This window comes from Novosphingobium sp. SG720 (assembly GCF_012275365.1).
Classification (GTDB): Bacteria; Pseudomonadota; Alphaproteobacteria; order Sphingomonadales; family Sphingomonadaceae; genus Novosphingobium; species Novosphingobium rhizosphaerae.
Genome location: NZ_JAAZQN010000003.1, coordinates 422,692 through 443,232, shown reverse-complemented (window position 1 = coordinate 443,232; position 20,541 = coordinate 422,692). Strand labels below are relative to the sequence as shown.

The 20,541-nt window shown below is 64.8% G+C and carries 19 protein-coding genes; 4 read left to right on the top strand and 15 right to left on the bottom strand.

The features are described 5' to 3' along the window. Window positions 1-48: 48 nt before the first annotated feature. Window positions 49-1,995: an FAD/NAD(P)-binding protein gene (locus tag FHW94_RS14315; RefSeq protein WP_168556490.1), complete on the top strand. Its 1,947-nt coding sequence runs from the start codon at window positions 49-51 to the stop codon at window positions 1,993-1,995. A gap of 125 nt (window positions 1,996-2,120) precedes the next feature. Here FHW94_RS14315 and FHW94_RS14310 read toward each other — a convergent pair whose 3' ends face one another. From FHW94_RS14310 to FHW94_RS14295, 4 genes are all read right to left on the bottom strand, one after another. Further along, window positions 2,121-2,837 carry a site-2 protease family protein gene (locus FHW94_RS14310; protein WP_168556489.1) on the bottom strand — a complete coding sequence of 239 codons (717 nt, stop codon included), beginning with the start codon at window positions 2,835-2,837 and terminating at the stop codon, window positions 2,121-2,123. After that, complete coding sequence (locus FHW94_RS14305; RefSeq protein WP_246866134.1) at window positions 2,834-3,847, bottom strand: DUF2167 domain-containing protein; 1,014 nt, start codon at window positions 3,845-3,847, stop codon at window positions 2,834-2,836. Before FHW94_RS14305 ends, FHW94_RS14310 begins: the two co-directional genes overlap by 4 nt. 240 nt (window positions 3,848-4,087) lie before the next feature. Further along, window positions 4,088-4,429: a hypothetical protein gene (locus FHW94_RS14300; protein ID WP_168556487.1), complete on the bottom strand. Its 342-nt coding sequence runs from the start codon at window positions 4,427-4,429 to the stop codon at window positions 4,088-4,090. Next, entirely contained in the window at window positions 4,429-5,244 is an 816-nt protein-coding gene (locus tag FHW94_RS14295; protein ID WP_168556486.1) for a GntR family transcriptional regulator, read from the bottom strand. The genes FHW94_RS14300 and FHW94_RS14295 overlap by 1 nt, the downstream gene beginning before the upstream one ends. A 215-nt stretch (window positions 5,245-5,459) precedes the next feature. On the opposite strand from FHW94_RS14295, the gene FHW94_RS14290 reads away from it, so the two are divergent. After that, the gene (locus FHW94_RS14290) at window positions 5,460-6,842 is read left to right on the top strand and encodes an aminotransferase (RefSeq protein ID WP_168556485.1); all 1,383 of its coding nucleotides are present in this window, start codon (window positions 5,460-5,462) and stop codon (window positions 6,840-6,842) included. A gap of 16 nt (window positions 6,843-6,858) precedes the next feature. On the opposite strand, the gene FHW94_RS14285 is transcribed toward FHW94_RS14290, so the two are convergent. From FHW94_RS14285 to FHW94_RS14275, 3 genes are all read right to left on the bottom strand, one after another. Continuing rightward, window positions 6,859-7,533, bottom strand: coding sequence for an alpha/beta fold hydrolase (locus tag FHW94_RS14285; RefSeq protein WP_168556484.1), 675 nt, complete (start codon window positions 7,531-7,533; stop codon window positions 6,859-6,861). 11 nt (window positions 7,534-7,544) lie between these two features. Beyond that, window positions 7,545-8,420: a methylenetetrahydrofolate reductase gene (locus tag FHW94_RS14280; RefSeq protein ID WP_168556483.1), complete on the bottom strand. Its 876-nt coding sequence runs from the start codon at window positions 8,418-8,420 to the stop codon at window positions 7,545-7,547. 82 nt (window positions 8,421-8,502) lie between these two features. Beyond that, complete coding sequence (locus tag FHW94_RS14275) at window positions 8,503-9,903, bottom strand: aminomethyl transferase family protein (protein ID WP_168556482.1); 1,401 nt, start codon at window positions 9,901-9,903, stop codon at window positions 8,503-8,505. 124 nt (window positions 9,904-10,027) lie between these two features. Between FHW94_RS14275 and purU the strand changes: the two genes are divergently transcribed. Both purU and FHW94_RS14265 read left to right on the top strand, forming a co-directional pair. Next, window positions 10,028-10,882, top strand: coding sequence for a formyltetrahydrofolate deformylase (purU, locus tag FHW94_RS14270; protein ID WP_168556481.1), 855 nt, complete (start codon window positions 10,028-10,030; stop codon window positions 10,880-10,882). 16 nt (window positions 10,883-10,898) lie between these two features. After that, window positions 10,899-11,300, top strand: a complete 402-nt coding sequence (locus FHW94_RS14265) for a VOC family protein (RefSeq protein WP_168556480.1) — start codon at window positions 10,899-10,901, stop codon at window positions 11,298-11,300. Window positions 11,301-11,320: 20 nt separating this feature from the next. Here FHW94_RS14265 and FHW94_RS14260 read toward each other — a convergent pair whose 3' ends face one another. The 8 genes from FHW94_RS14260 to FHW94_RS14225 all read right to left on the bottom strand — a co-directional run bounded on the left by FHW94_RS14260 (window position 11,321) and on the right by FHW94_RS14225 (window position 20,436). Further along, complete coding sequence (locus FHW94_RS14260) at window positions 11,321-12,058, bottom strand: alpha/beta fold hydrolase (RefSeq protein ID WP_168556479.1); 738 nt, start codon at window positions 12,056-12,058, stop codon at window positions 11,321-11,323. 16 nt (window positions 12,059-12,074) lie between these two features. After that, a complete protein-coding gene (locus FHW94_RS14255; protein ID WP_168556478.1) occupies window positions 12,075-12,851 on the bottom strand; it encodes a glutathione S-transferase family protein in 777 nt (258 codons plus the stop codon). 12 nt (window positions 12,852-12,863) lie between these two features. Then, a complete protein-coding gene (locus tag FHW94_RS14250; protein ID WP_168556477.1) occupies window positions 12,864-13,610 on the bottom strand; it encodes an SDR family NAD(P)-dependent oxidoreductase in 747 nt (248 codons plus the stop codon). Next, on the bottom strand, window positions 13,610-14,086 hold the full coding sequence (locus FHW94_RS14245) for a sulfur transferase domain-containing protein (RefSeq protein ID WP_349237522.1): 477 nt from the start codon (window positions 14,084-14,086) through the stop codon (window positions 13,610-13,612). The genes FHW94_RS14250 and FHW94_RS14245 overlap by 1 nt, the downstream gene beginning before the upstream one ends. Then, window positions 14,083-14,955 carry an amidohydrolase family protein gene (locus FHW94_RS14240; RefSeq protein ID WP_210425665.1) on the bottom strand — a complete coding sequence of 291 codons (873 nt, stop codon included), beginning with the start codon at window positions 14,953-14,955 and terminating at the stop codon, window positions 14,083-14,085. Before FHW94_RS14240 ends, FHW94_RS14245 begins: the two co-directional genes overlap by 4 nt. Before the next feature lie 110 nt (window positions 14,956-15,065). Then, window positions 15,066-16,580, bottom strand: a complete 1,515-nt coding sequence (locus FHW94_RS14235) for an aldehyde dehydrogenase family protein (protein WP_246866133.1) — start codon at window positions 16,578-16,580, stop codon at window positions 15,066-15,068. A gap of 60 nt (window positions 16,581-16,640) precedes the next feature. After that, window positions 16,641-18,818 (bottom strand): PQQ-dependent dehydrogenase, methanol/ethanol family, encoded by a 2,178-nt coding sequence (locus FHW94_RS14230; protein WP_168556476.1) that lies wholly within the window; start codon window positions 18,816-18,818, stop codon window positions 16,641-16,643. Between the two features lie 52 nt (window positions 18,819-18,870). Further along, entirely contained in the window at window positions 18,871-20,436 is a 1,566-nt protein-coding gene (locus tag FHW94_RS14225; RefSeq protein WP_168556475.1) for an AMP-binding protein, read from the bottom strand. Between the last annotated feature and the right edge of the window lie 105 nt (window positions 20,437-20,541).

Sequence of the window (20,541 nt, the reverse complement as noted above, 5' to 3'; positions counted from 1 at the left end):
TATGTGATCACAGGATGCAGGTAAAGCCTTTCATCATAGGTGATCAAAATGGCATCCGAAGGCAATCCCGGCGGAAGGCTGACGCGCCGCACATTCGTGAAAACCGGTTCGGCCACGGCCGCCACCGCCATGGCCGCTCCCGCCGTTGCCACCCTGCCCAAGGCCGAGGCGCCCAAGCCCGGTGTGCCCGCCGCCCCCTTGCCCGCGCATCCGGGGGAACCAGGCGGTTATTACCCGCCGCTGCGCACCGGCATGCGCGGATCGCACCCCGGCTCGTTCGAAGTGGCGCACGCCCTGCGCGATGGCCAGGCGGTGGGTCAGGCATTGGCCGGCCCGGCGCACGAAAGCTATGACCTGGTGGTGGTGGGCGGGGGCATCAGCGGGCTTTCCGCTGCGCTGTTCTACCGTGATCGCAACCCGGCCGCCAAGATCCTGATCCTGGAAAACCACGACGATTTCGGCGGCCATGCCAAGCGCAACGAATTCAAGGTGCGCGGCCACACCCTGCTGATGAACGGCGGCACCGCCGGCATCGAAAGCCCCACGCCCTACAGCAAGGTGGCCGATGGCCTGTTGAAGCGCATGGGGATCGACGTGCCCGCGCTGGCCAAGGCCTATGGCGGGGCAGAGGCCGACGAAGGCATGCTGGCCGGCGTGAAGCTGGGCCGCGCGGTGTTCTTCGACAAGGAAAGCTTTGGCGCCGATGCGCTGATCCCCCTGCCCGACGATGCCCCGCTGGGTGAAGCGCTGGCCAAGGCGCCGCTTTCCCCCGCCGCCCGCGCGCAGATCGCCGCGCTGGAATCAGGCGAGACCGATCCGCTCGGCGCCATGCCGATGGCCGAGCGCAAGGATTACCTTTCCACCATCAGCTATCGCGATTACCTGATCAAGCATGGTGGCCTGTCCGAAGAAGCCATGCTGTTCTACCAGAACCGCCCGCTCGGCTGGTGGTGCGTGGGCGCCGACGGCATCTGCGCGCTCGATGCCTGGGGCACGGGTTTCTTCCCCGGCTTCAAGGGCCTGAAGCTGGAACCGGGCGGCACCATGCGCATGGGCTATACCCCGCGCGGCTTTGCCAGCACCGGCGGCAGCTATGATTTCCACTTCCCCGATGGCAACGCCACGATCGCCCGCCGCCTGGTGGCCGACCTGATCCCCGGCTTCATGGCGCCGGGCCTGACGGTGGAGCAATCAATCCTTGCCCCGGCCAACTATGCCGCGCTCGACCGTCCCGAAAACGCCGTGCGCCTGCGCCTCTCCAGCATGGCCGTCCACGCCGTGAACCGCGCCCAGGCCGGGGCAGACGTGGTCTATTCCCACGCCGGCAAAGTGCACAAGGTGGCCGCGCGCCACGTGGTCATGGCCTGCTACAACATGATCATCCCCTACCTCGTGCCCAGCATGCCCGCCGCGCAAAAGGAAGCGCTGCACGAACTGGTCAAGGAACCGCTGGTCTATGTCAGCGTCGCGCTCGACAACTGGCGCGCCTTTGCCAAGGCCGGGATCAGCGGCATCCAGTTCCCGCAAGCCTGGTTCCAGAGCGCCAACCTCGATCACGCCGTGACCCTGGGCGGCTATGCCGGGCCGAAATCGCCCGACGATCCCATCCTGCTGCACCTGACCGGCATCCCCCACCAGCCCGGCCTGCCCGAACACGACCAGAGCCGCGCCGGCCGCATGGAACTGCTCGGCACCGATCTCGCCCTGTTCGAAACCCGCATCCACGACCTGCTCACCCGCGCCATGGGCCCCTATGGCTTTGACGCGGACAAGGACATCGCGGCCATCACGGTGAACCGCTGGCCCCACGGCTATGCCCCCGAATTCAACGCCCTGTGGGACAAGCACCAGGACGACGACCCACAAGCCCCCCACAAAATCGCCCGCCAACGCTTCGGCGCGATCACCATCGCCAACTCCGACAGCGGCCGCGCCGCCTACACCGACAGCGCCATCGACCAAGCCTGGCGCGCGGTGGGCGAATTGCTGGGATAAGGCGGGAGGCTGCCAAAAGCCCCCTCCTCTTCAGAGGAGGGGGTTGGGGGTGGTGCGAAGCCTGGCAAAAGGCTTGAAGAAAAAAAGGAAAACACAGGGGCATGTCGCCCCTGCACCCCGTTCGTTCAGGGCAAGCCGCCCAGCTCCTCGTGCACCATGCTGGTCATTACCGCAACATAGGCCAGCAAGCCGAGATAGAGCGCCGCATATTCAAACTTCGTTTCGGCCGGAATGCCGTAATAGGCTTGGTTCTCCGGGTCTTCGGGATCGAAGTGCCAGGCCTTTTTGAGCGCAGGAACGGCCATGATCGCGATCATCACCAAGAGCGGGCTGGGATGATAGAACAGCATGCCCAGCATGATCGGCACCCCTACGAACCAGACCCTTGGCCCCAAAATCCCGGTAATGCGTCCGCCATCCAGTGGCGATAGCGGAATGAGATTGAAAAAGTTCAGGAAAAATCCCGAGTAGGCCACCGCCATCAAAACCGGGCTGCCGTTCTCGCGCGCCAGGAAATAGCAAACCGCCGCTCCGACAGTCCCCAGAAAAGGCCCCGCCAGCCCGACGAATGCCTCTACCTGGGCATTCATCGGCTGCTCTTTCAGTTCGATCCACGCGCCGACAAATGGGATGAACGTGGGGGCACCCACCGCCAAACCCTTGTAGCGCGCCGCCAGATAATGGCCCATTTCATGGACAAAGATGAGGCCGATGAAGCCCGCAGCATAGCGCCAGCCGAACGCCAGCGCATACAATCCCAGCGACACGATCATGGTGATCGCGGTGCCGCCCAGTTTGCCCAGCTTGAAGACGCCAAAAACAAGCGCCAGCAACTTGATCATGCCACAGGCCTTGCCTCTTCCGGCGACTTGGTCAGCACAACGGCCGGCTCGGGATCGGGCGCGACGGCACCTTCCGGTGCGGCAGGCTCGGAGGGATCAGGCTCTGCCGTCACATATTCGGCAAACGGGTCCTCGTCCTCCTTCCGGCCGAACAGGCGCGCGATGCGGCGGCGCAATGCGGCCCACCCGCCCAGCACGACAAAGAGGACCAACTTCCAGATCTTGAGCAGGAAGACGCCGATGACCGCGAGCAGACCCATCTTCTTGATCGCGACGGCACCGATCAGGCCGGCCAGGCCAAAGGCGGCAACCTTGTCGGTCGACGAGTCAAAGTCCTCGTAGCGCTTTCCGGGGTTGAACGACAACCCGGCCAGATCGGACTGAACCGCGCTCTTGTCCGCCGCCACAGCGGTCGAATCGGTCAGGAGATTGAGCGTAAAGAAGCCTTCCCGGCCAAGGGCATAGGTGTTGTAGTTGATCGTCTCTGGTCCCCCATCGGACGTGCCGCGATCATGCGCGGCAATGGACCAGACCAGTTGGTGACGAGCGCCATCGTAGACCGGCTGCTGCACCCACCCGGTGATGTCCAGAGCAGGCATGCCGCGCGCCTGCCGGCCCTTGTTGTCTTCCTCGGTGCCCGCCTTCAGGCTCTCCAGCAGGGCGTCCGGCTCCCATTCCTTGGCATCGCCGTCCTTGACATAGCCTTCCTTGGCCCAGACGATATCGATGATCCAGTTGTCCTTCCCATTGGCGGGAAGAATGAGGCCAAATCGCGAATCCAGCGTGCGATTGCCCAGCACAGCCATCAAGCGATTGGCCGTGGACGCCGGAACGAAAACCTGCCCTGCGGGGAGGTTGAGCGTACCCTGGTCGAGCAAGGCGATCTGGCGCGGCCCCACTTGCGCAACGCGGCCGATCTCCTGCCAAACGGCTTTCGCCTCCGCCTCGCGGTCTGCGGCGTCGAGCGCGGCAAACTTGTCTGCCGGCGGTGCCGGCTGCAATGGCGGCATTTGCGCATGGGCTGCCTGCGGCAAAATTGCCGGGGCCATCAAGGAAACGAGAATGGCCGCCGCAAAGCGCCGTCCATGGCGCTTTACGCCAAGATCAGTACAATGAATCATGATGCCCCCGTCCAAGGCGCGAGCACGCGCCCCCAAGCGGTAGACATAATCAGAAACAAAAAAGAGCAAAAGCCTTTAAAACGGCCACTTGGTCCGAAACGAGAATAATAAAAACGGCGTCCTACCCCCTCACCGCCCCTTCTTGGTCACACTCGCGGTAAAGTCCGGGTCCTTGTTCGCCACCCAGTCCACGAACTTGCGGATCGGCGGGTGGGCCAGCAGCACGTCGACATCCAGCCCCGCTCGTTGCAGTTCGGAGTTGGTGAAGTTGGCGGTCAGGGTCTGCTGGCAGATGCCGTGCATCGGCACCACGTCGCGGCCGCCGCGGCTTTTGGGCACGGGGTGGTGCCACACGATGGTGCTGCCGGTGGGCCGGCCGCAGAGCCAGCAGGGGACGGGTGGCGGGGCTTCATCTTCGGCGGCTTCGGGTTCGTCAGCCCAGCCGCCGCGCTTGGCGTGTTTGCGAGCCATCAGAGGTTCAGCCGGTCCCAGTCCTGCATCAGGTCTGCGCAATCGCCGATGTCGCCGGCGATGGCGTCGTGCAGCCCCTGCGCATCGCCCTTGGCGATGGCCTTGGCCGCGGCCTGGTGGTGATCGACCATCGCGGCGGTGCCATAGCGGCCATAGACCACGCGCATGAACGGGCCGAACTGCATCCACAGGCTTTCGATCATGCGGTTGGCCAGCGGCATCGGCGCCGCGCCATAGATCAGCGAGTGGAAGCGGAAGTTCGATTCCATGTAGGCGTTCACGTCGCCTTCGCCCAGCGCGGCGTCGGTCGCCTCGTCGGCCGCGCGAATATCGCGCAGGCGCTCGGCATCGATGTGCGGCAGGGCGGCCACGGCGGCGACGGGTTCGAGCAAGGTGCGCAGGCGCATGATCTCGTCAAAGCGCTCCAGCGTCATCTTGGGCACCATCACCGCGCGCTTGGATCGGATGTCCACCGCCCCTTCGGCCGCGATGCGGCTGAGCGCATCGCGCACCGGCATCTGGCTCACGCCCATTTGCTGGGCCAGGCCGCGCGTGGAAATGCCCACGCCCGGCGCGATCTTGCCGGTGATCAGGCGATAGCGCAGGTCTTCATAGACCTGTTCGCGCAGCGAGGAGGTCACTTCGCCCTCGTCCGCCTTGGCCGCCGCGGCTTTGGCACCGGCCGCCTTGGTCGCGCGCGCTACGCGGGCCACGGGCGCCTTGGCCACGCCCTTGGGCGTTGCAGGCTTGCTCGCGGCTGCCTTGCCCGTTGCCGCCTTTGCCTGGCCCTTTGCCGTGGTGGCGCCGATCTTCATGCCTGTCTTTTCCAAATCAACCTGTCTTCGTGATGGCGGTTCTTCATGCCGCTGGGGCCTGTCTGCGAAACCGTGATCTTGGATCAGGCCCAGCCGTTTGCACCCGTGATGAACCTTTTGCGCGGCCGCGCCAAGGGTTTTCGTTTGACGAGCCCAAAGGGCAACCGTATCTGTGATCTTAGAATACACGGGTGGGACAAATTCGGGATCACGTCATGACCATCGTTCGCAACCACGATATCGCCACCTTGCGCCAGCTTGACGTGGCCCACCACCTGCCTGCCCAATCGAGCTATGCCCTGCAACAGCAATTGGGCGGCAGCCGCGTGATCACCCATGCACAGGGCTGCACGATCACCGATGGCGAAGGGCATTCCCTGCTCGATGGCATGGCCGGGCTGTGGTGCGTGAACGTGGGCTATGGTCGCGATGAACTGGCCGACGTGGCGCGCGCGCAGATGCTGGAACTGCCGTTCTACAACACCTTCTTCCGCACCGCCACGCCGCCGCCGATCGAACTGGCCGCGCGCCTGGCCGGCCTGCTGGGTGGCGAACTGCAGCACGTATTCTTCAACAACAGCGGCTCGGAATCCAACGATACCGTGTTCCGCCTGGTGCGCACCTATTGGGCGCTCAAGGGGCAGCCCAAGCGCACCGTGTTCATCAGCCGGCGCAATGCCTATCACGGCTCCACCGTGGCCTCGGCCAGCCTGGGCGGCATGGATTTCATGCATGTGCAAGGCGGCATGCCGATCCCCGGCGTGGAGCACGTGATGCAGCCCTATGCCTTCGGTGAAGGCTTTGGCGAAGACCCGGAAAGCTTTGCCACCCGCGCCGCCGCCGCGATCGAGGAACGCATCCTGGCCATCGGCCCTGAAAACGTCGCCGCCTTCATCGGCGAGCCGGTGCAGGGCGCGGGCGGCGTGATCATTCCCCCGCCCACTTATTGGCACAAGGTGGAGGCGATCTGCCGCAAGTACGGCATCCTGCTGGTGTCCGATGAAGTGATCTGCGGCTTTGGCCGCCTGGGCGCCTGGTTCGGCTTCCAGCACTTCGGCTTTACCCCCGATATCGTCTCGATGGCCAAGGGGCTGTCATCGGGCTACCTGCCGATCTCGGCCACCGGGGTCAGCCGCGAAATCGTGGAAACGCTGCGCGCCTCGGGCGAGGAGTTCACCCACGGCTATACTTATTCCGGCCACCCGGTCTGCGCGGCCGTGGCGCTGCGCAACCTGGACATCATCGAGCGCGAAGACCTGGTCGGCCGCACCGCACGGGACACCGGGCCCTATCTGGCCGCGGCCCTGGCAGAACGCCTTGCCCCGCACCCGCTGGTGGGCGAGGCGCGCTCGCTCGGCCTGATCGGCGCGGTAGAGATCGTGGCGGAAAAGGGCACGAACCGTCGGCACGGGAAAGGCGGCCAGGCCGCCCCGATCGTGCGCGACCATTGCATCGCGCGCGGGCTGATGGTGCGCGCGGTGCGCGACACCATCGTGATGAGCCCGCCGCTGGTTATCACCCATGCGGAAATCGACCGGCTGGTGGATACCATCGCGGCCGCGCTCGATGCCGCGCAGAACGAACTCGCCGGGCTTTGAGCGTGGCGCTGGCCGCTCAGCCTGCTGCGGCGCCCAGCACGATCGTGCGCAAGTCCTCTGGCGCGTCGGCCATCACGAAATGGCCGCCGCCCACCTCGCGGTATTCCCACGCGGGGTCCTGGCGCACCGCCTGGGCAAAGCGGGCAAAGGGCGTGGGCTGCCAGCCGGTGGCGAAGATATAGATGCGGCGCGGCACCTGGGCTTCCTCGCCCGTCAGGCGCACCGCCTCCACCAGCGTCAGCAAGGGATGCGGCGTGAGGCGCGGATCGGCAAAGCCGGGGAGTGGCGCAATCGCGCCGGGCGTGTGCTTCTGCCCGTCGATATAGTGCGCGTGTTCCCAATCGCCGGTCAGGTCCCACAAGGACTGGCCATCACCGGGCAGGAACGCATCGACATAGACCAGCGTGTCGATCCGCGAGCCCAGCCGCGCGGCAAGGCCGGTGATCACCATGCCGCCATAGCTGTGCCCGACCAGCACGAAGCGATCGAACCCGGCACGCGCCACTTCGGCTTCGACATGGGCGATATGGTCGCTCAGGGTAATGCCGGGGTGCAAGTGCGCCGCATCGGCGCCCAGGCCGGGCAGATCGACCGCCACCACGCGATGGCCGGCAGCGCGCAATTCGCCCGCCAGTTGTTCGAAGCACCATGCGCCGCACCAGGCGCCATGGACCAGGACGTAATCAGCCATGTCAGGCTCCTTCAGGCAGGATGGCGACGGCGATAGTCCTCGATCCATTCCACGGTCTTTTTCAGCCCGCCAAACGGATAGAAATGCAGCCGCACGCGGCCATGCTGCGGCCCCAGGCCACGGGCAAAGGCATCGACCAGCTTGTCGGGCCCCGCACTGCCGATCAGGTTGCCCAGCGAAATGCCGTACTTCTTCATCACGCTGGCCGAAGCGCCCACGCCGCAGCGCGCGGCGAACGAGAGCAGGCGCTTGATCCCGGCCGGGCCAGGCACGCCGATCCGCACCGGCGCATCGATGCCGCGCGCGCGCAGCTTTTCCAGCCAGACGAGGAACGAATCCGCATCGAAACCGAACTGGGTGACGATCAGCGGGGCCATGCCGCGCGCACTGATCTCGGCCACTTTCTTGTCCAGCACGGCCCAGCATTCCGCTTCGCTCATGTTGGGGTGGCCATCGGGGTGGCCGCCAATGCCGATCGCGGTAATCCCCGCGCGCTCGAACGCGCCGGTGGCGATCAGGGCAGAGCTATCGAAGAACGGGCCCTGCGGCTCGGGCGGATCGCCCGCCACGATGAAGCAGCGGCGCACGCCAGCCCGCTCCACCACGGCCTGAAGGTAAGCCTCGAATTCGGGCACGTCGATGATCCGCCGCGCCGAAAAGTGCGGCATCGGCTCGAAACCCAGCTCGCGCACGGCAATGGTGGCGGCAATGCGGGCCTCGGCTTCCTCGCCGGGCAGGAACGTGACGGCCACGGGCGTTTCGGGCGGGATCAGGGGGGCGGCTTCGCGCAAGGACTCGATGTCCTTCGCGGTCATTTCCAGCGAATAGCCGTCGGTGATGCCGGCCGGTTCCTTGTCCCAATTGGGATGAATCTGTGCGTATGCCATCCTCTGATCCCTCGCCCACGTGTGTTGTTATCGTTTGGGGTAGTGGCCCCTCCCCGCCCGGAGGCAGGGAGGGGAAAAGTCATCAACGACCGGTGCGCCAGCCTTCGGCGTAGGCTTCGCGGGCCACGCGGCTGTAGGGTACGGGCGAAACGATCGCGCGCACTTCCAGCTGCTTGTGCGGTTCCACGGTGGTCTTCTTGGTGCCGCCGTTTTCTTCGCCCCACACCACGCGCAGTTCGGTGCCGACCGGGATTTCCGGATCGATCGTGGCGAGCGAAAGCGCCTGCTTTTCGTTGTAGGAATAGCCGGTGAACATCGAGAGGCCCACGGTCTTGCCGCCGGCATCGACCACGCGGTCATAGTTCGACGAGGCATAGTTGGCGAGCGGCACGTCGAAGAACTTGTACTGCTCCCCATCGGGGTTAAACAGCGAGGCCGTGATCTTGGCCATGTCTTCGGGGTGCCACGCCAGCGTCACCTTCTTGCGCTGCTCGGCGGGGTTGAGCGCCTCGAGCGCTTCGCGGCCGTGGAATTCGTGATCGAACTTCACGAACGAGCCATAGCCCAGTTCCCAGGGGTTGAGGTAATAGTCCTCGATGTTGTCCGAAACGAACGAACCGCCGATCGAGCCGGTTGCTTCATAGCTGTCGGCACCCAGCCATTCGCGGAAGCCCTTGAGCTTTTCGCCGGTGTAGATCGCCGGCAGCGGCGAGGGGATCCAGCCCGATTCCAGCGTGTTGGACGGGTAAGCGCGGCTGCCGCAAGCGATCAGGCCGAATTCCTTGCCGGCTTCCAGAATGGCTGCGCGGATTTCTTCCTGCTCGGCATAGGGGCCCCAGATTTCCAGGCCCGGCGCGCCCGACATGCCGTGGCGCAGCGTGCGCACGGTCTTGCCGGCAATGTTCATGGTGCTCATGTTGAAGAACTTGAGCTGTTCCAGCGGGCCGCCGTGCAGCTTTTCGATCACGGCCCAGGCGTTGGGGCCCTGGATCTGGAAGCGCCATTCCTTGCGGCTGACCGGCTTGCCCATCGGGCGCATCGGCGAACGGTCGTCCAGCTCGATCTCCACGTCATAGCCGCCGGTGGCGCCATGGTAGCGCAGCCAGTTCGAAGCCGGCGCGCGGCCAACGTACGTGAAGCTTTCTTCTTCTTCCCAGAAGATGATGCCGTCACCGATCACGTGGCCATAAGGCGTGGTGGGCACATACTGCTTGGCCTTGTTGACCGCCCAGCCCTTGGGGCTGTTGATCATCGTGTCGGACAGCAGCTTGAGCGCGTCTTTGCCACGGATGTAGAGGTTCACCATGTGGTGCGACTGGTCGAACAGCACGGCAGAGTGCTGCCAGGCCCACTGTTCGGAACGCCAGTTGGAAAATTCCGGTGCCACCACCGGATAGACATAGGCACCCAGCTGCGAGTTGCGCAGCATGCCGACGATATCGCCGTTTTGCTGCAGCAGCTGGTCAAGGTTGGTCGCGGCCATGCAATCTTCTCCCGACTAAAAATGCTTGGTTGAAATTTGTATGCAACACATACAATATCAAATCAGATTCGCAATGGCAAAATCGACAGGCCGGCGCGAGACAACGACGGGAGAGACACTGATCATGGCCGCACCGCTGATTCTCACCATTTCCTGCACCGACGTGCCTGGAATCGTCGCCCGCGTATCGGGCACGCTCTACGAACAGGGCGCCAACGTGCTGGAGGCGCAACAGTTCGACGATCAGGAATCTGGCCGCTTTTTCATGCGTGTGGTGTTCGATCCGGGCGAAAAGACCGCAGAAATGCTGCGCGCTGCGCTTGAACCGGTGGCGCAGCAATATGGCATGGCGTGGAACCTGCGCGACACCGCGCAAAAGCGCCGCGTGGTGTTGATGGTGAGCAAGTTCGACCACTGCCTGGGCGACCTGCTCTACCGCGCACGTATCGGCGAACTGCCGATGGACGTGGTGGCGATTCTGGGCAACCATCCCAAGGAAGCGCTGTCGATCTCGCTGATCGGCGACATTCCCTATTACCACCTGCCGATCACCAAGGACACCAAGCCGCAGCAGGAAGCGGAAGTGAAGCGCATCGTAACCGAATCCGGCGCCGAACTGGTCGTGCTGGCGCGCTACATGCAGATCCTGTCAGACGATCTCGCCAAGTTCCTGTCGGGCCGTTGCATCAACATTCACCACTCGTTCCTGCCCAGCTTCAAGGGGGCCAAGCCCTATCACCAGGCGCACGCGCGCGGGGTGAAGATGATCGGCGCCACCGGGCATTATGTGACGGCAGACCTCGACGAAGGGCCGATCATCCATCAGGATGTGGAAACCGTGACTCATGCCGACCGTCCCGACGACCTGGTGCGCAAGGGCCGCGATATCGAACGCCGCGTGCTGGCCGAAGCGGTGCGCCTGCACCTGGAAGACCGCGCGCTGCTCAACGGCAACAAGACGGTCGTATTCAAGAGCTGACGGGAAAGGAAACGCCATGCAGGTCAATGCCCTCGATCACGTGAACATCATCACCGACCGACTGGGGGAAACCTGCGCGTTCTATGTCGCGCTGCTGGGCCTTGAGCAGCGCGACGCCCCGCCCCCGCTGACCCCGCAAAACGCGCAGTGGCTTTACGACAAGGGCGGCCGCGCGGTGCTGCACATCAACAGCACCGATTGCCCGCGCACCTATGACCGGCCGGTGACACCGGGCACGGTGACGGGGGCGATCCACCATGTGGCGCTCAACTGTTCGGGACACGCCATCGTGAACCAGCGGATTGCGGACATGGGCCTGGATGCCAGGCACAATTTCGTTGCGGCGATCGGCCTGCGCCAGATTTTCGTGGCCGATCCCAACAACGTGCTGCTAGAATTGAACTTCTTCGCAGACTGATCCTTCCCCGTGGGGGAGGATCAGATCGCGGTTTCCAACGCGTCGGCCAGAGCTTCTGGCACGGACAGGTAGGGGCTGTGGTCGGCTTCCAGCGTGATCACGTGCGCGCCGGGTGACATGGCGATCATCCTGCGCTGGCTGTCGATCGGGATCGTGCGGTCCTGGGTGCATTCCACATAGACGCGCGGCTTGCTGCCCCAGCGTTCGGGCGTGACCACGATCTTCTGGCGGCGCGGCTCGCTCGGTTCGGCCAGCAGGCGCGGCAGCACGGCTGCCACGTCTTCGGGCGGGGAAAGCTGCGCAAACACCGCCCCGGCATCGTCAACCGGATCGATCACCGTGGCAATGCTGCCGTGCAGCGGCTTGATGATCGCCTCGAACGGCGCATTGGGGCCGACGATTTCCTTGAATTCGGCGCGGGAAAGCCCCGCCGGCAGCATCATCGCACAGATATAGACCAGGCTGTCCATCGCATCGGGATGGCGTTCTGCCGCCGTGCTGACCACCAGGCCACCCCGGCTGTGCCCACCCAGCACCACCGGCGCGCCGCCCAGCTTGTGCTTGAGATCGCGGCAGTGCTGCGCAGCAAAATCCCCCCAGCTTTCCAGCGTGACGGCGGCCATCTCTTCGGCGGTGCCGCCCATGCCGGGCAAAGTGGGCGCCACCACGGTATGGCCGCGCGCCGTCAGGATCGCGGCCACTTTGTCAAAGCACCAGCCCCCGTGCCAAGACCCATGGATCAGAACGAAACCCGCCATTCCCTGCAATCCTCCGTTATCGCGCGTGCCCGGTCCAGGTGCGCAGGCCCGGCGCCGTGCGGTCCTCGCCGGCAAGCGCGGCCGCCACGGCGGGCCGCGCGGTCATGCGGTCGCGCCAGGCCACCAGGCGCGGCGCGCGTGCGGCAATCTCCAGTTCGGGGAACATGCGCTCCACCATCATGCCGCAATGGGCATAAAAGTTGATATCGGCAAGGGTATAGGTGTCGCCAGCCAGCCATTCCGTTTCGCCCAGCTGGCGCTCCACTTTGTCCACGGCATAGGCGATCTTGTCCATCGCGTTGGCCAGGTCGCTGTCCGAAAAGCCAGAGCGGGCCGTGGCCCATTTCTTGCGCTGGTCGGGCAGGGGAATGTTTTCCAGCAGCTTTTCGAATTCGCCATTCTCGATATTGCGGGCGATGATCCCGACCATGCGATGCCAGCCGTGCATCGAGACATGGTTCATCACATGCTCGTCCACGAACTTGTTCCAATAGCGCATGCGCGCTGCGCCCACCGGATCGCGCGGGCGCAGCGGTGCATCGGCGGGCTGAGCATCGGGAAAGGCATCTTCGAGGTATTCGTTGATCACCGTGGTGTGGGTGATGATCGTGCCATCGTGATCGAGCACGGGCACCTGGCCTTCGGGATTGATCGCCACGAACCAGGGCTGGTGCTGTTCGAACTTGTGCAGGTCAACATAGCGGCTGGTGAAATCCAGCCCCTTTTCCTTGAGCGGAATCATCGATTTGAGCGAATTGGCCGCCGGTTCGGCGTGATAATAGACAAGGGCCATGGTCGGTCTCCTTCAAAGCGACAGCGTGCCCAGCAGGCCGCCATCGGCTGCCCAGCTTTGGGCGGTAACGTGAGAGGCCGCGTCCGACAGCAGGAACGCGGCGACCTGCGCCAGTTCGGCGGCGCTGCCGGTGCGGCCCTGGGGCACGCGCGCAGCCATCGCCGTGGCAGCGTCGGGCGGCAGGGCATCGAGCATCGGCGTCTCGATGAAGCCGGGCACCACGCAATTGCAGCGCACGCCGAACGGCGCGAGTTCCAGCGCCACCCCGCGCGCCAGGCCGAGCACCGCATGCTTTGATGCGACATAAGCCGCGTTCATCGCCATGCCGCGCTCGCTGGCCAGGCTGCCCGTGACCAGGATCGCGCCGCGCTGCCGCGCCTTCATGGCCGGGGCAACATGGGCGATGGCATGGAACACGGACTTGAGGTTGACCGCCAGGACCGCATCGAACGCTGCGTCGGCATAGTCTTCCACCGCTGCGAACGTGCCGCCGATCCCGGCGTTGCAGAACAGGCCATCGATCGGCCCGCGTGCGGCCACCGCATCATCAAGCGCGGCCAGCAGTTGCGCCTTGTCGGCCACGTCCGCCGCCGCCCAGCCGGCGCGCGAGCCCAATTCGGCCGCCGCTTGTTCCAGCAGGCCGGCACGCCGCGCGATCAGCGTGACGGTACCGCCGCCCGCCACCACCACATCGGCCGTGGCGCGGCCGATGCCGGTGGAAGCCCCGGTGATCACCACGTGGCGGCCGGCAAAATCCATCAGGCGCCCTTCCCGGCGATGAAATCGGACCAGACTTGCGCCTCGGGGCGGTCGGAGCCTTCGGGCGTCCATTGCTGCGCCATCAGCGCGCGGGCCTGCGGTTCGGCCATGCCGGCCACATCGCGGTGCCAGCGATAGAAGAACGCGGCCACGCGCCAGTTCATGATGCAATGCACATGCACCGGGCGCGGCCCCTGCTCCAGCGCCTGGCAAAACGCGGCGAAATGTGCGTTGGCGGGCGCATCGAACGGCACCGGGATATGGGTATAGGCAATGCCCGCCGCTGCCAGTCGCGCGCCTTCGTCGGCCAGGGCTTCGGGATGGGTTTCGAGCGCCAGATTGATCACATGGCCCACGCCCAGCGCCGCCAGCCGCGCCACATCGCGCGGCTCCAGCCGGCCCGAGGTCGTCACATCCGCGCCCAGCCGCTGCCAGGCGCGAATGTCTGCCGGATCAGAAGGCGGATCGGCGATCACGCCAGGCCCAGCAGCTTGACCGCGTTGTCCTTCATGATCCCGGGCAGCACGTCGTCGCGGAAGCCCACCTGCCGCGCGGCATCGAGCCACTTGTCCGGCCGGATCAGCGGAAAATCGCTGCCGAACAGCATCTTCTTGCGCAACTGCGTATTGGCGTACTGGATGATCTGCGGCTGGAAATACTTGGGACTCCACCCCGAAAGATCGATGAACACATTGTCCTTGTGCAGCGCCATCGACAGGCTTTCATCCACCCACGGCCAAGACGGGTGCGCCAGGATGATCTTCATGTCGGGGAAGTCCACCGCCACATCGTCGACCAGCATGGGCTGGCCATACTTCAGGCGGATGCCCCCGCCGCCGCGCATGCCGGTGCCCATGCCCGAATGCCCGGTGTGGAAAATGGCCGGCAGCTTGTAGTGGTTGATCACTTCATAGATGGCATAGCCGACCTGCTCCGCCGGGTGGATGTTCTGGCAGATGTGGTGGAACTTGAAACCCTTGACGCCGTGGTTCTCGATCAGGTCGCGCGCCTCGCGGGCGCCATACTTGCCCTTGTGCGGATCGATCGAGGCAAAGGGGATGCACACGTCGTCGTTTTGCGCAGCGAATTCGGCGATTTCATAGTTCGACACGCGCTTGGCCCCGATGCCGCTCTCGCAGTCCACCGTGAACAGGCAGAACGCGATGTTCTGCTCGCGATAGATCTGCGCGATCTCGGGCATCTTGGGCCGCTCGCGCGGGGCCTTGAAATAGCTGGAGGCGGCATCGAAGAACTTGCCCATCACCGGGTCTTCGGGATCGTGGCACGAAACTTCGGCGTGCACGTGCACGTCGATGGCGGTGATCTTGGACAGGTCGATGGGCATTACTGGTTCCTTGCGGCGCTTGAGATGCCTGCCGTTTCCGCCTCATTCCCGTCACCCCGGACTTGATCCGGGGTGAGTCAGAAAGCGGCAGGCACCACAAGCTTGGTAACTTACAGCTGGATAATCACGGTCTTGGTTTCGAGATAGGCTTCCACGCCCTGGCGGCCCTGTTCGCGGCCCAGGCCCGATTCCTTGTAGCCGCCAAACGGCAGCGCGGTGTCGATCATGGCGTGGCAATTGCCCCACACCGTGCCCGACTTGATGCGCGCGGCCAGCTTGTGCATCACCGCCACGTCCTTGGTCCAGATGCCGGCGCCCAGGCCAAAGCAGGTGTCGTTGGCCATGCGCGCCACTTCGTCCAGGTCTTCGAAACGCTGTGCAACCACCACCGGGCCGAAGATTTCCTCGCGCACCACGCTCATCTGCGGGTTCACGTCGGCCAGGATCGTGGGGTTGACGTAATAGCCGCCATCGCTGGACGGCACGTCGCCCCCCATCACCACGCTGGCGCCATCGCGCTTGCCGGCCTCGATATAGCCCATCACGCGCTCGTGCTGTTCCTTGGACACCAGTGGGCCCATGTGCGCTTCGGGATCGAGGCTGGGGCGCGGGCTCCAGAACGGAGCGGTGGCGGCCATGCCTTCCAGCACCTGGTCGAACACCGACTTGTGCGCGAACAGGCGCGAGCCTGCCACGCAGACCTGGCCCGAATTGAAGAAGATCGCGCCCGCTGCGCCCGGTGCCGCCTGCGCCACGTCCACATCGGGCATCACCACCACCGGGCTCTTGCCACCCAGTTCCAGCGTCACGCGCTTCATGCTGGCGGTGGCGTTACGGTTGATCAGCTTGCCGATCTCGGTCGATCCGGTGAAGGCCACCTTGTCCACGTCAGGATGCTTGACCATGCGATCGCCGGCGGTATGGCCATTGCCGGTGATGATGTTGATGACGCCGGCGGGGAAGCCGGCTTCCACCACCAGGTCAGCGAGCTTGAGCGCGGTGAGCGAGGTCTGCTCGGCCGGCTTGAGCACCAGCGTGCAGCCCGCCGCGAGCGCCGGCGCGATCTTGAGGGAAGCCATCAGCAGCGGGAAGTTCCACGGCACGATCTGCGCACAGACGCCCACCGGCTCGCGCACGGTATAGCTGAACACCTGGCCGCCGGGCATGGTGTAGGGCTGCGTGGTTTCGCCCGAAATCTTGCTGGCCCAGCCGGCCATGAAGCGCAACTGGCTGATCGCGCCGGGAATATCCACGGCGCCCGCCATGGTCATCGGCTTGCCGTTGTCGATCGCTTCCAGTTCGGCGAACAGCGCGGCGTTGGCTTCCAGCAGGTCTGCCAGGCGGTTCATCGTGCGGTCGCGCACCATCGGGGGCAGGCCCGACCAGCGCCCATCGTCGAAGGCCGCACGGGCCGCCGCCACGGCGCGGTCCACGTCCTTGTCCGACGCATCGACCACATGGCCCACGATCTTGCCGCTGGAGGGGTCTTCCACCTCGATCACGGCATCATGGCTGCTGTCCACCCATTCGTTGTTGATGAACAGCTGCGGCTTGCGCGCCAGGAAAGCGGCTGCCGCGGGCGAATAGGCGCGCTGCTGGCGCGAAATCGTCGTCATTTCGTTCATGGCCGACTCCTCTCCGTTATTTGTAATGTAACATAACAATTTTGGTGGGCCAAGCGCGCATCAGTTGCGCGCCGTGCCCTTGCCGATGCGCTTGCCCGTCTTGGCTTCCAGCGCCTTGTCTTCGTTGGCGCGGGAAATCAGGTATTGGCGGATGGCTTCGGCATCGTCGGCGCTCAGCACGCTCTTGAACGAAACCATGCCGGCTTCGTGCAGCGCGCCATCGAGCACGACCATCTTGATCCCCTCGGCCGAACCGATCGCACCCGAGTGGCGCAGGTCCGGGTTCACCCCGCCGGCCACCGCCGCATCGCCGTGGCAAACATTGCAATAGCGGCCATAGAGCTGCCCGCCATGGGCCACCTGCTGCGGCGTTCCGGTCAGCGGGGGCGGATCGAGCGGCCCGGCGTTGCTGGGCGGCGGCGCGGGCAACTGGCCCTTGGCGCCCAGCTTGAACACCAGCAGGCGGCTGATATTGCGCGAGGCGCCACCCTTGTGCGCCAGGATGCCGGTGGCCACGTCCCACACCCCGCCCCAGCCGACCATCACGGCCACGTATTGCTCGCCACCGATGGCATACGTCATCGGCGCAGCCACGATCCCGCTTTGCGCCGGAAACGACCACAGCTTTTCGCCCTTGTCGGCGCTATAGGCCACGAACTGCCCCTGGGCATTGCCCTGGAACACCAGGTTGCCGGCGGTGGACAGGATGCCCCCGTTCCACGGGGAAACCTGGTCCACCCGCCAGGCCACCTTGCGATTGGCCACGTCCCAGGCGATCAGCGCGCCGGTGGTGCCGGCCAGGGCGCCGGCCTGCACTTTGGGATCGGCCGGCATCGAAGTGGTATAGCCATCGATCGCGGTCTGGAAGCCAAGCCCGCTCGGTTTCCAGTCCTTGGCGGCAAAATAGGGGAAGCCCGCCACATTGGCCGGGATATAGAGCAGGTTGGTCTTGGGGCTGAAACTTTGCGGCTGCCAGGAATGCGCCCCGCCCGCGCCGGGCAGGCCGATGAACGGCTTGCCGGTCTTTTCATAGCGCGCCTCGGGGTTGATCGTGGGGCGGCCGGTCTTGGGATCGATGCCGGTGTTCCAGTTCACCGGCACGAAGGGTGTGGCCGACAGGAACTGGCCCGTGGTGGCATCAAGCACATAGACATGGCCGTTCTTGGGCGCGTGCAGCGCCACGTGGCGCGGCTTGCCATCGATCGTCATATCGGCGAGCGTGATCTGGGCATCGGAATCGAAGTCCCAGCGATCCTCGGGCGTTTCCTGGTAATGCCAGGCATAGGCACCGGTATCGGCATTCACCGCCACGATCGACGAGGTGTAGAGCGCGTCGCCGCTGCGCCCTGCCGGCGCCGGGTTCCACGGTTCAGCATTGCCGGTGCCGAACAGGATCAGGTTGGTCTTGGGATCATAGGTGATCCCGTCCCACACCGTGCCGCCGCCACCCAGCGTCCACCAGTCCCCGGTCCAGGTCTTGGCGGCTGCCTCCATCGCCTGGTTTTCAAAACCGTCCTTGGGATTGCCCGGCACGGTGTTGAATTTCCACACTTGCGCGCCGGTCTGCGCGTCATAGGCGGCGATATAGCCGCGTGCGCGGTATTCCCCGCCGCCCGCGCCGATCACGATCCGCCCTTTCACCACGCGCGGCGCGCCGGTGATCGCATAGTTCTTCTGGTCGGGCACGACTTGCCTGTCGAACACCACCTTGCCGGTCTTCTGGTCCAGCGCGATCAGCCGTCCATCCAGCGTGCCGACATAGATCTTGTCGCCATAGAGCGCCGCCCCGCGGTTCACCGCGTCGCAGCAGGCCGAAACCAGTTGCTCGCGTGGCACCTTGGGATCGTATTCCCAGATCACCTTGCCGGTGCGCGCGTCATAGGCCTTGACCATCGACCAGGCGGTGGTGGTGTAGAGCACGCCATCGTGCATCAGGGGCGTTGCTTCCTGCCCGCGCGCCGTATCGAAATCGACCGACCAGGCCAGTCCCAGTTGCCCGACATTGCCGGCGTTGATCGCATCGAGCGGCGAGAAACGCTGCTCGGCATAGTCGCGGCCATAGCTGAGCCACTCGCCATCAGGCGCCTGGGCGATCAGTGCATCGGTCACCCCGCTGTTGGCCGGCGCCGCCTTTGGCGCCGCATCACCCTTGGTGCACGCAGCAAGCACCAGGGCCAGCGACAGCGACACCCCACCCAGACATGCCACGCCCCAACCGGCCGTGAACCTTTTTTGCATCACCCGCTTCCTCTCCACCACCGCTTGTTTTTCGCGCCTGCTTTTTTGCAGGTCAGTTTACCATGCGCTGGGCATTGCCCCAGTATTTCGTGCGCAGGGCTTTCTTGTCCATCTTGCCCGCCGCGGTGCGCGGAATGGCATCGACGAATTCCACCGACTTGGGCGCTTTCACCCCGCCCAGCCGCGCCTTGGCAAAGCTGATGATCTCGGCCTCGCTCACCCCTTGCGCCACGACCACGGCGTGCACCTGTTCACCCCACTTTTCGTGCGGGATGCCAAAGACGCAGGCTTCGCGCACCTGGGGCAGTTCGGTCACCGCCGCTTCCACTTCGGCGGTGAACACGTTGAACCCGCCCGAGACGACCATGTCCTTCTTGCGGTCGACGATATAGAGATAGCCCTCGGCGTCGAGCTTGCCCACGTCACCGGTGTGGTGCCAGCCGAACTTGCGGATTTCGGCGGTTTCCTCGGGCTTTTCGAAATAGCTGTGGGTGACAAGGGCCCCGCGCGCGCAGATCTCGCCCGCCTCGCCCGCAGGCACGGGCTGGCCATCGTCGTCGAGCAGCGCCACCTTGATCGAGCGGGTCGGCTTGCCGCAGGCAGCCAGCTTGTCGGGCGCCTCTCGGGCAAAGCGGGCCACATCCTCGGGCGGGAACCACGCCACGATCATCGGGCATTCCACCTGGCCATAGGCCTGGCACATGCAGGGCCCGAAGATTTCCACCGCCTGGCGCAGCTTTTCGGGCGAGCAGGGCGAGCCGACCAGGATGAAGATCCTGAGGCTGGAATAATCGTGCGCGCCGATCTGGGGAGAGGCCAGCAACTGGTACAGCGCCGTGGGCGGCAGGTACATGTGCGTGACCTTGTATTCTTCGATCGCGGCCAGCACGGCTTCCGCGTCGAAGCCCGGCAGGATCACCTGCGTGGCACCCAGGCTCATCGTGGAAAGCGAAATCGGCCCGGCGGCGTGGGTGATCGGGGCGGAAACCAGCGCCACGGGATCATCGGTGCGCCCGCCCATGGCATCGGCCGCCGTCTCGATCATCGTGCCCCAGCCCAGGTTGGTGACGTTGGCGCCCTTGGAGGGGCCGGTCGTGCCGCCAGTGGGAAAGATGCCGACCATGTCGAACAGGTTGCCGAAGGCGTCGATTTCCGGCTCGACGAAATCGGCGGCGTCCACCCCGGCCATGAACTCTTCCAGGCTGGGGTCATCGCCCATCCGCCGGTCGAGGCAGACGAAATGCTGCATCACCGGGCACAGCGCCTTGAGCTGGGCCACTTCGTCGGCCTTGCTGGAATGATAGACCAGCCATTTGCAGCGTACGTAGTTGATATAGGCGGCGTTGGCATCGATGGCGTTGCGGGTGTTGACCGGAATCCATTTGCCATTGGCGCGCCACATCGCCAGCAAAACCACCAGCAGCATGCCATCGTTGGGGCCATAAAGGCCCAGCAGGTCCTGGTTCTCGAAGCCGTTGCGTTGCAGGGCTGCAGCGATCCGTTCGCTGAGCGCCTTGGTCTGCGCAAACGTCAGCTTTAGACCGGTTTGCGTATCGACAATCGCCAGCCGCGCGGGATCGCGGTCATGGCCACGGTCGAAATAGTCAATGGCACGCATGGCTTCTCCTCATCCGCATCTTGGCAGAACCGGGAGCGCGCCGACGTGCAGGCAAAAACCAAATGCGCACAAGCCGCTATGGCATCGACTCTCCCGATTCCGGTT

Coding starts and splice junctions, on each gene's coding strand:
- FHW94_RS14230 (WP_168556476.1), bottom strand. CDS start 18,818: ATGCAAAAAAGGTTCACGGCCGGTTGGGGCGTGGCATGTCTGGGTGGG.
- purU (WP_168556481.1), top strand. CDS start 10,028: ATGGCCGCACCGCTGATTCTCACCATTTCCTGCACCGACGTGCCTGGA.
- FHW94_RS14225 (WP_168556475.1), bottom strand. CDS start 20,436: ATGCGTGCCATTGACTATTTCGACCGTGGCCATGACCGCGATCCCGCG.
- FHW94_RS14290 (WP_168556485.1), top strand. CDS start 5,460: ATGACCATCGTTCGCAACCACGATATCGCCACCTTGCGCCAGCTTGAC.
- FHW94_RS14265 (WP_168556480.1), top strand. CDS start 10,899: ATGCAGGTCAATGCCCTCGATCACGTGAACATCATCACCGACCGACTG.
- FHW94_RS14310 (WP_168556489.1), bottom strand. CDS start 2,837: ATGATCAAGTTGCTGGCGCTTGTTTTTGGCGTCTTCAAGCTGGGCAAA.
- FHW94_RS14315 (WP_168556490.1), top strand. CDS start 49: ATGGCATCCGAAGGCAATCCCGGCGGAAGGCTGACGCGCCGCACATTC.
- FHW94_RS14280 (WP_168556483.1), bottom strand. CDS start 8,420: ATGGCATACGCACAGATTCATCCCAATTGGGACAAGGAACCGGCCGGC.
- FHW94_RS14295 (WP_168556486.1), bottom strand. CDS start 5,244: ATGAAGATCGGCGCCACCACGGCAAAGGGCCAGGCAAAGGCGGCAACG.
- FHW94_RS14255 (WP_168556478.1), bottom strand. CDS start 12,851: ATGGCCCTTGTCTATTATCACGCCGAACCGGCGGCCAATTCGCTCAAA.
- FHW94_RS14300 (WP_168556487.1), bottom strand. CDS start 4,429: ATGGCTCGCAAACACGCCAAGCGCGGCGGCTGGGCTGACGAACCCGAA.
- FHW94_RS14305 (WP_246866134.1), bottom strand. CDS start 3,847: ATGCCGCCATTGCAGCCGGCACCGCCGGCAGACAAGTTTGCCGCGCTC.
- FHW94_RS14260 (WP_168556479.1), bottom strand. CDS start 12,058: ATGGCGGGTTTCGTTCTGATCCATGGGTCTTGGCACGGGGGCTGGTGC.
- FHW94_RS14250 (WP_168556477.1), bottom strand. CDS start 13,610: ATGGATTTTGCCGGCCGCCACGTGGTGATCACCGGGGCTTCCACCGGC.
- FHW94_RS14285 (WP_168556484.1), bottom strand. CDS start 7,533: ATGGCTGATTACGTCCTGGTCCATGGCGCCTGGTGCGGCGCATGGTGC.
- FHW94_RS14275 (WP_168556482.1), bottom strand. CDS start 9,903: ATGGCCGCGACCAACCTTGACCAGCTGCTGCAGCAAAACGGCGATATC.
- FHW94_RS14240 (WP_210425665.1), bottom strand. CDS start 14,955: ATGCCCATCGACCTGTCCAAGATCACCGCCATCGACGTGCACGTGCAC.
- FHW94_RS14235 (WP_246866133.1), bottom strand. CDS start 16,580: ATGAACGAAATGACGACGATTTCGCGCCAGCAGCGCGCCTATTCGCCC.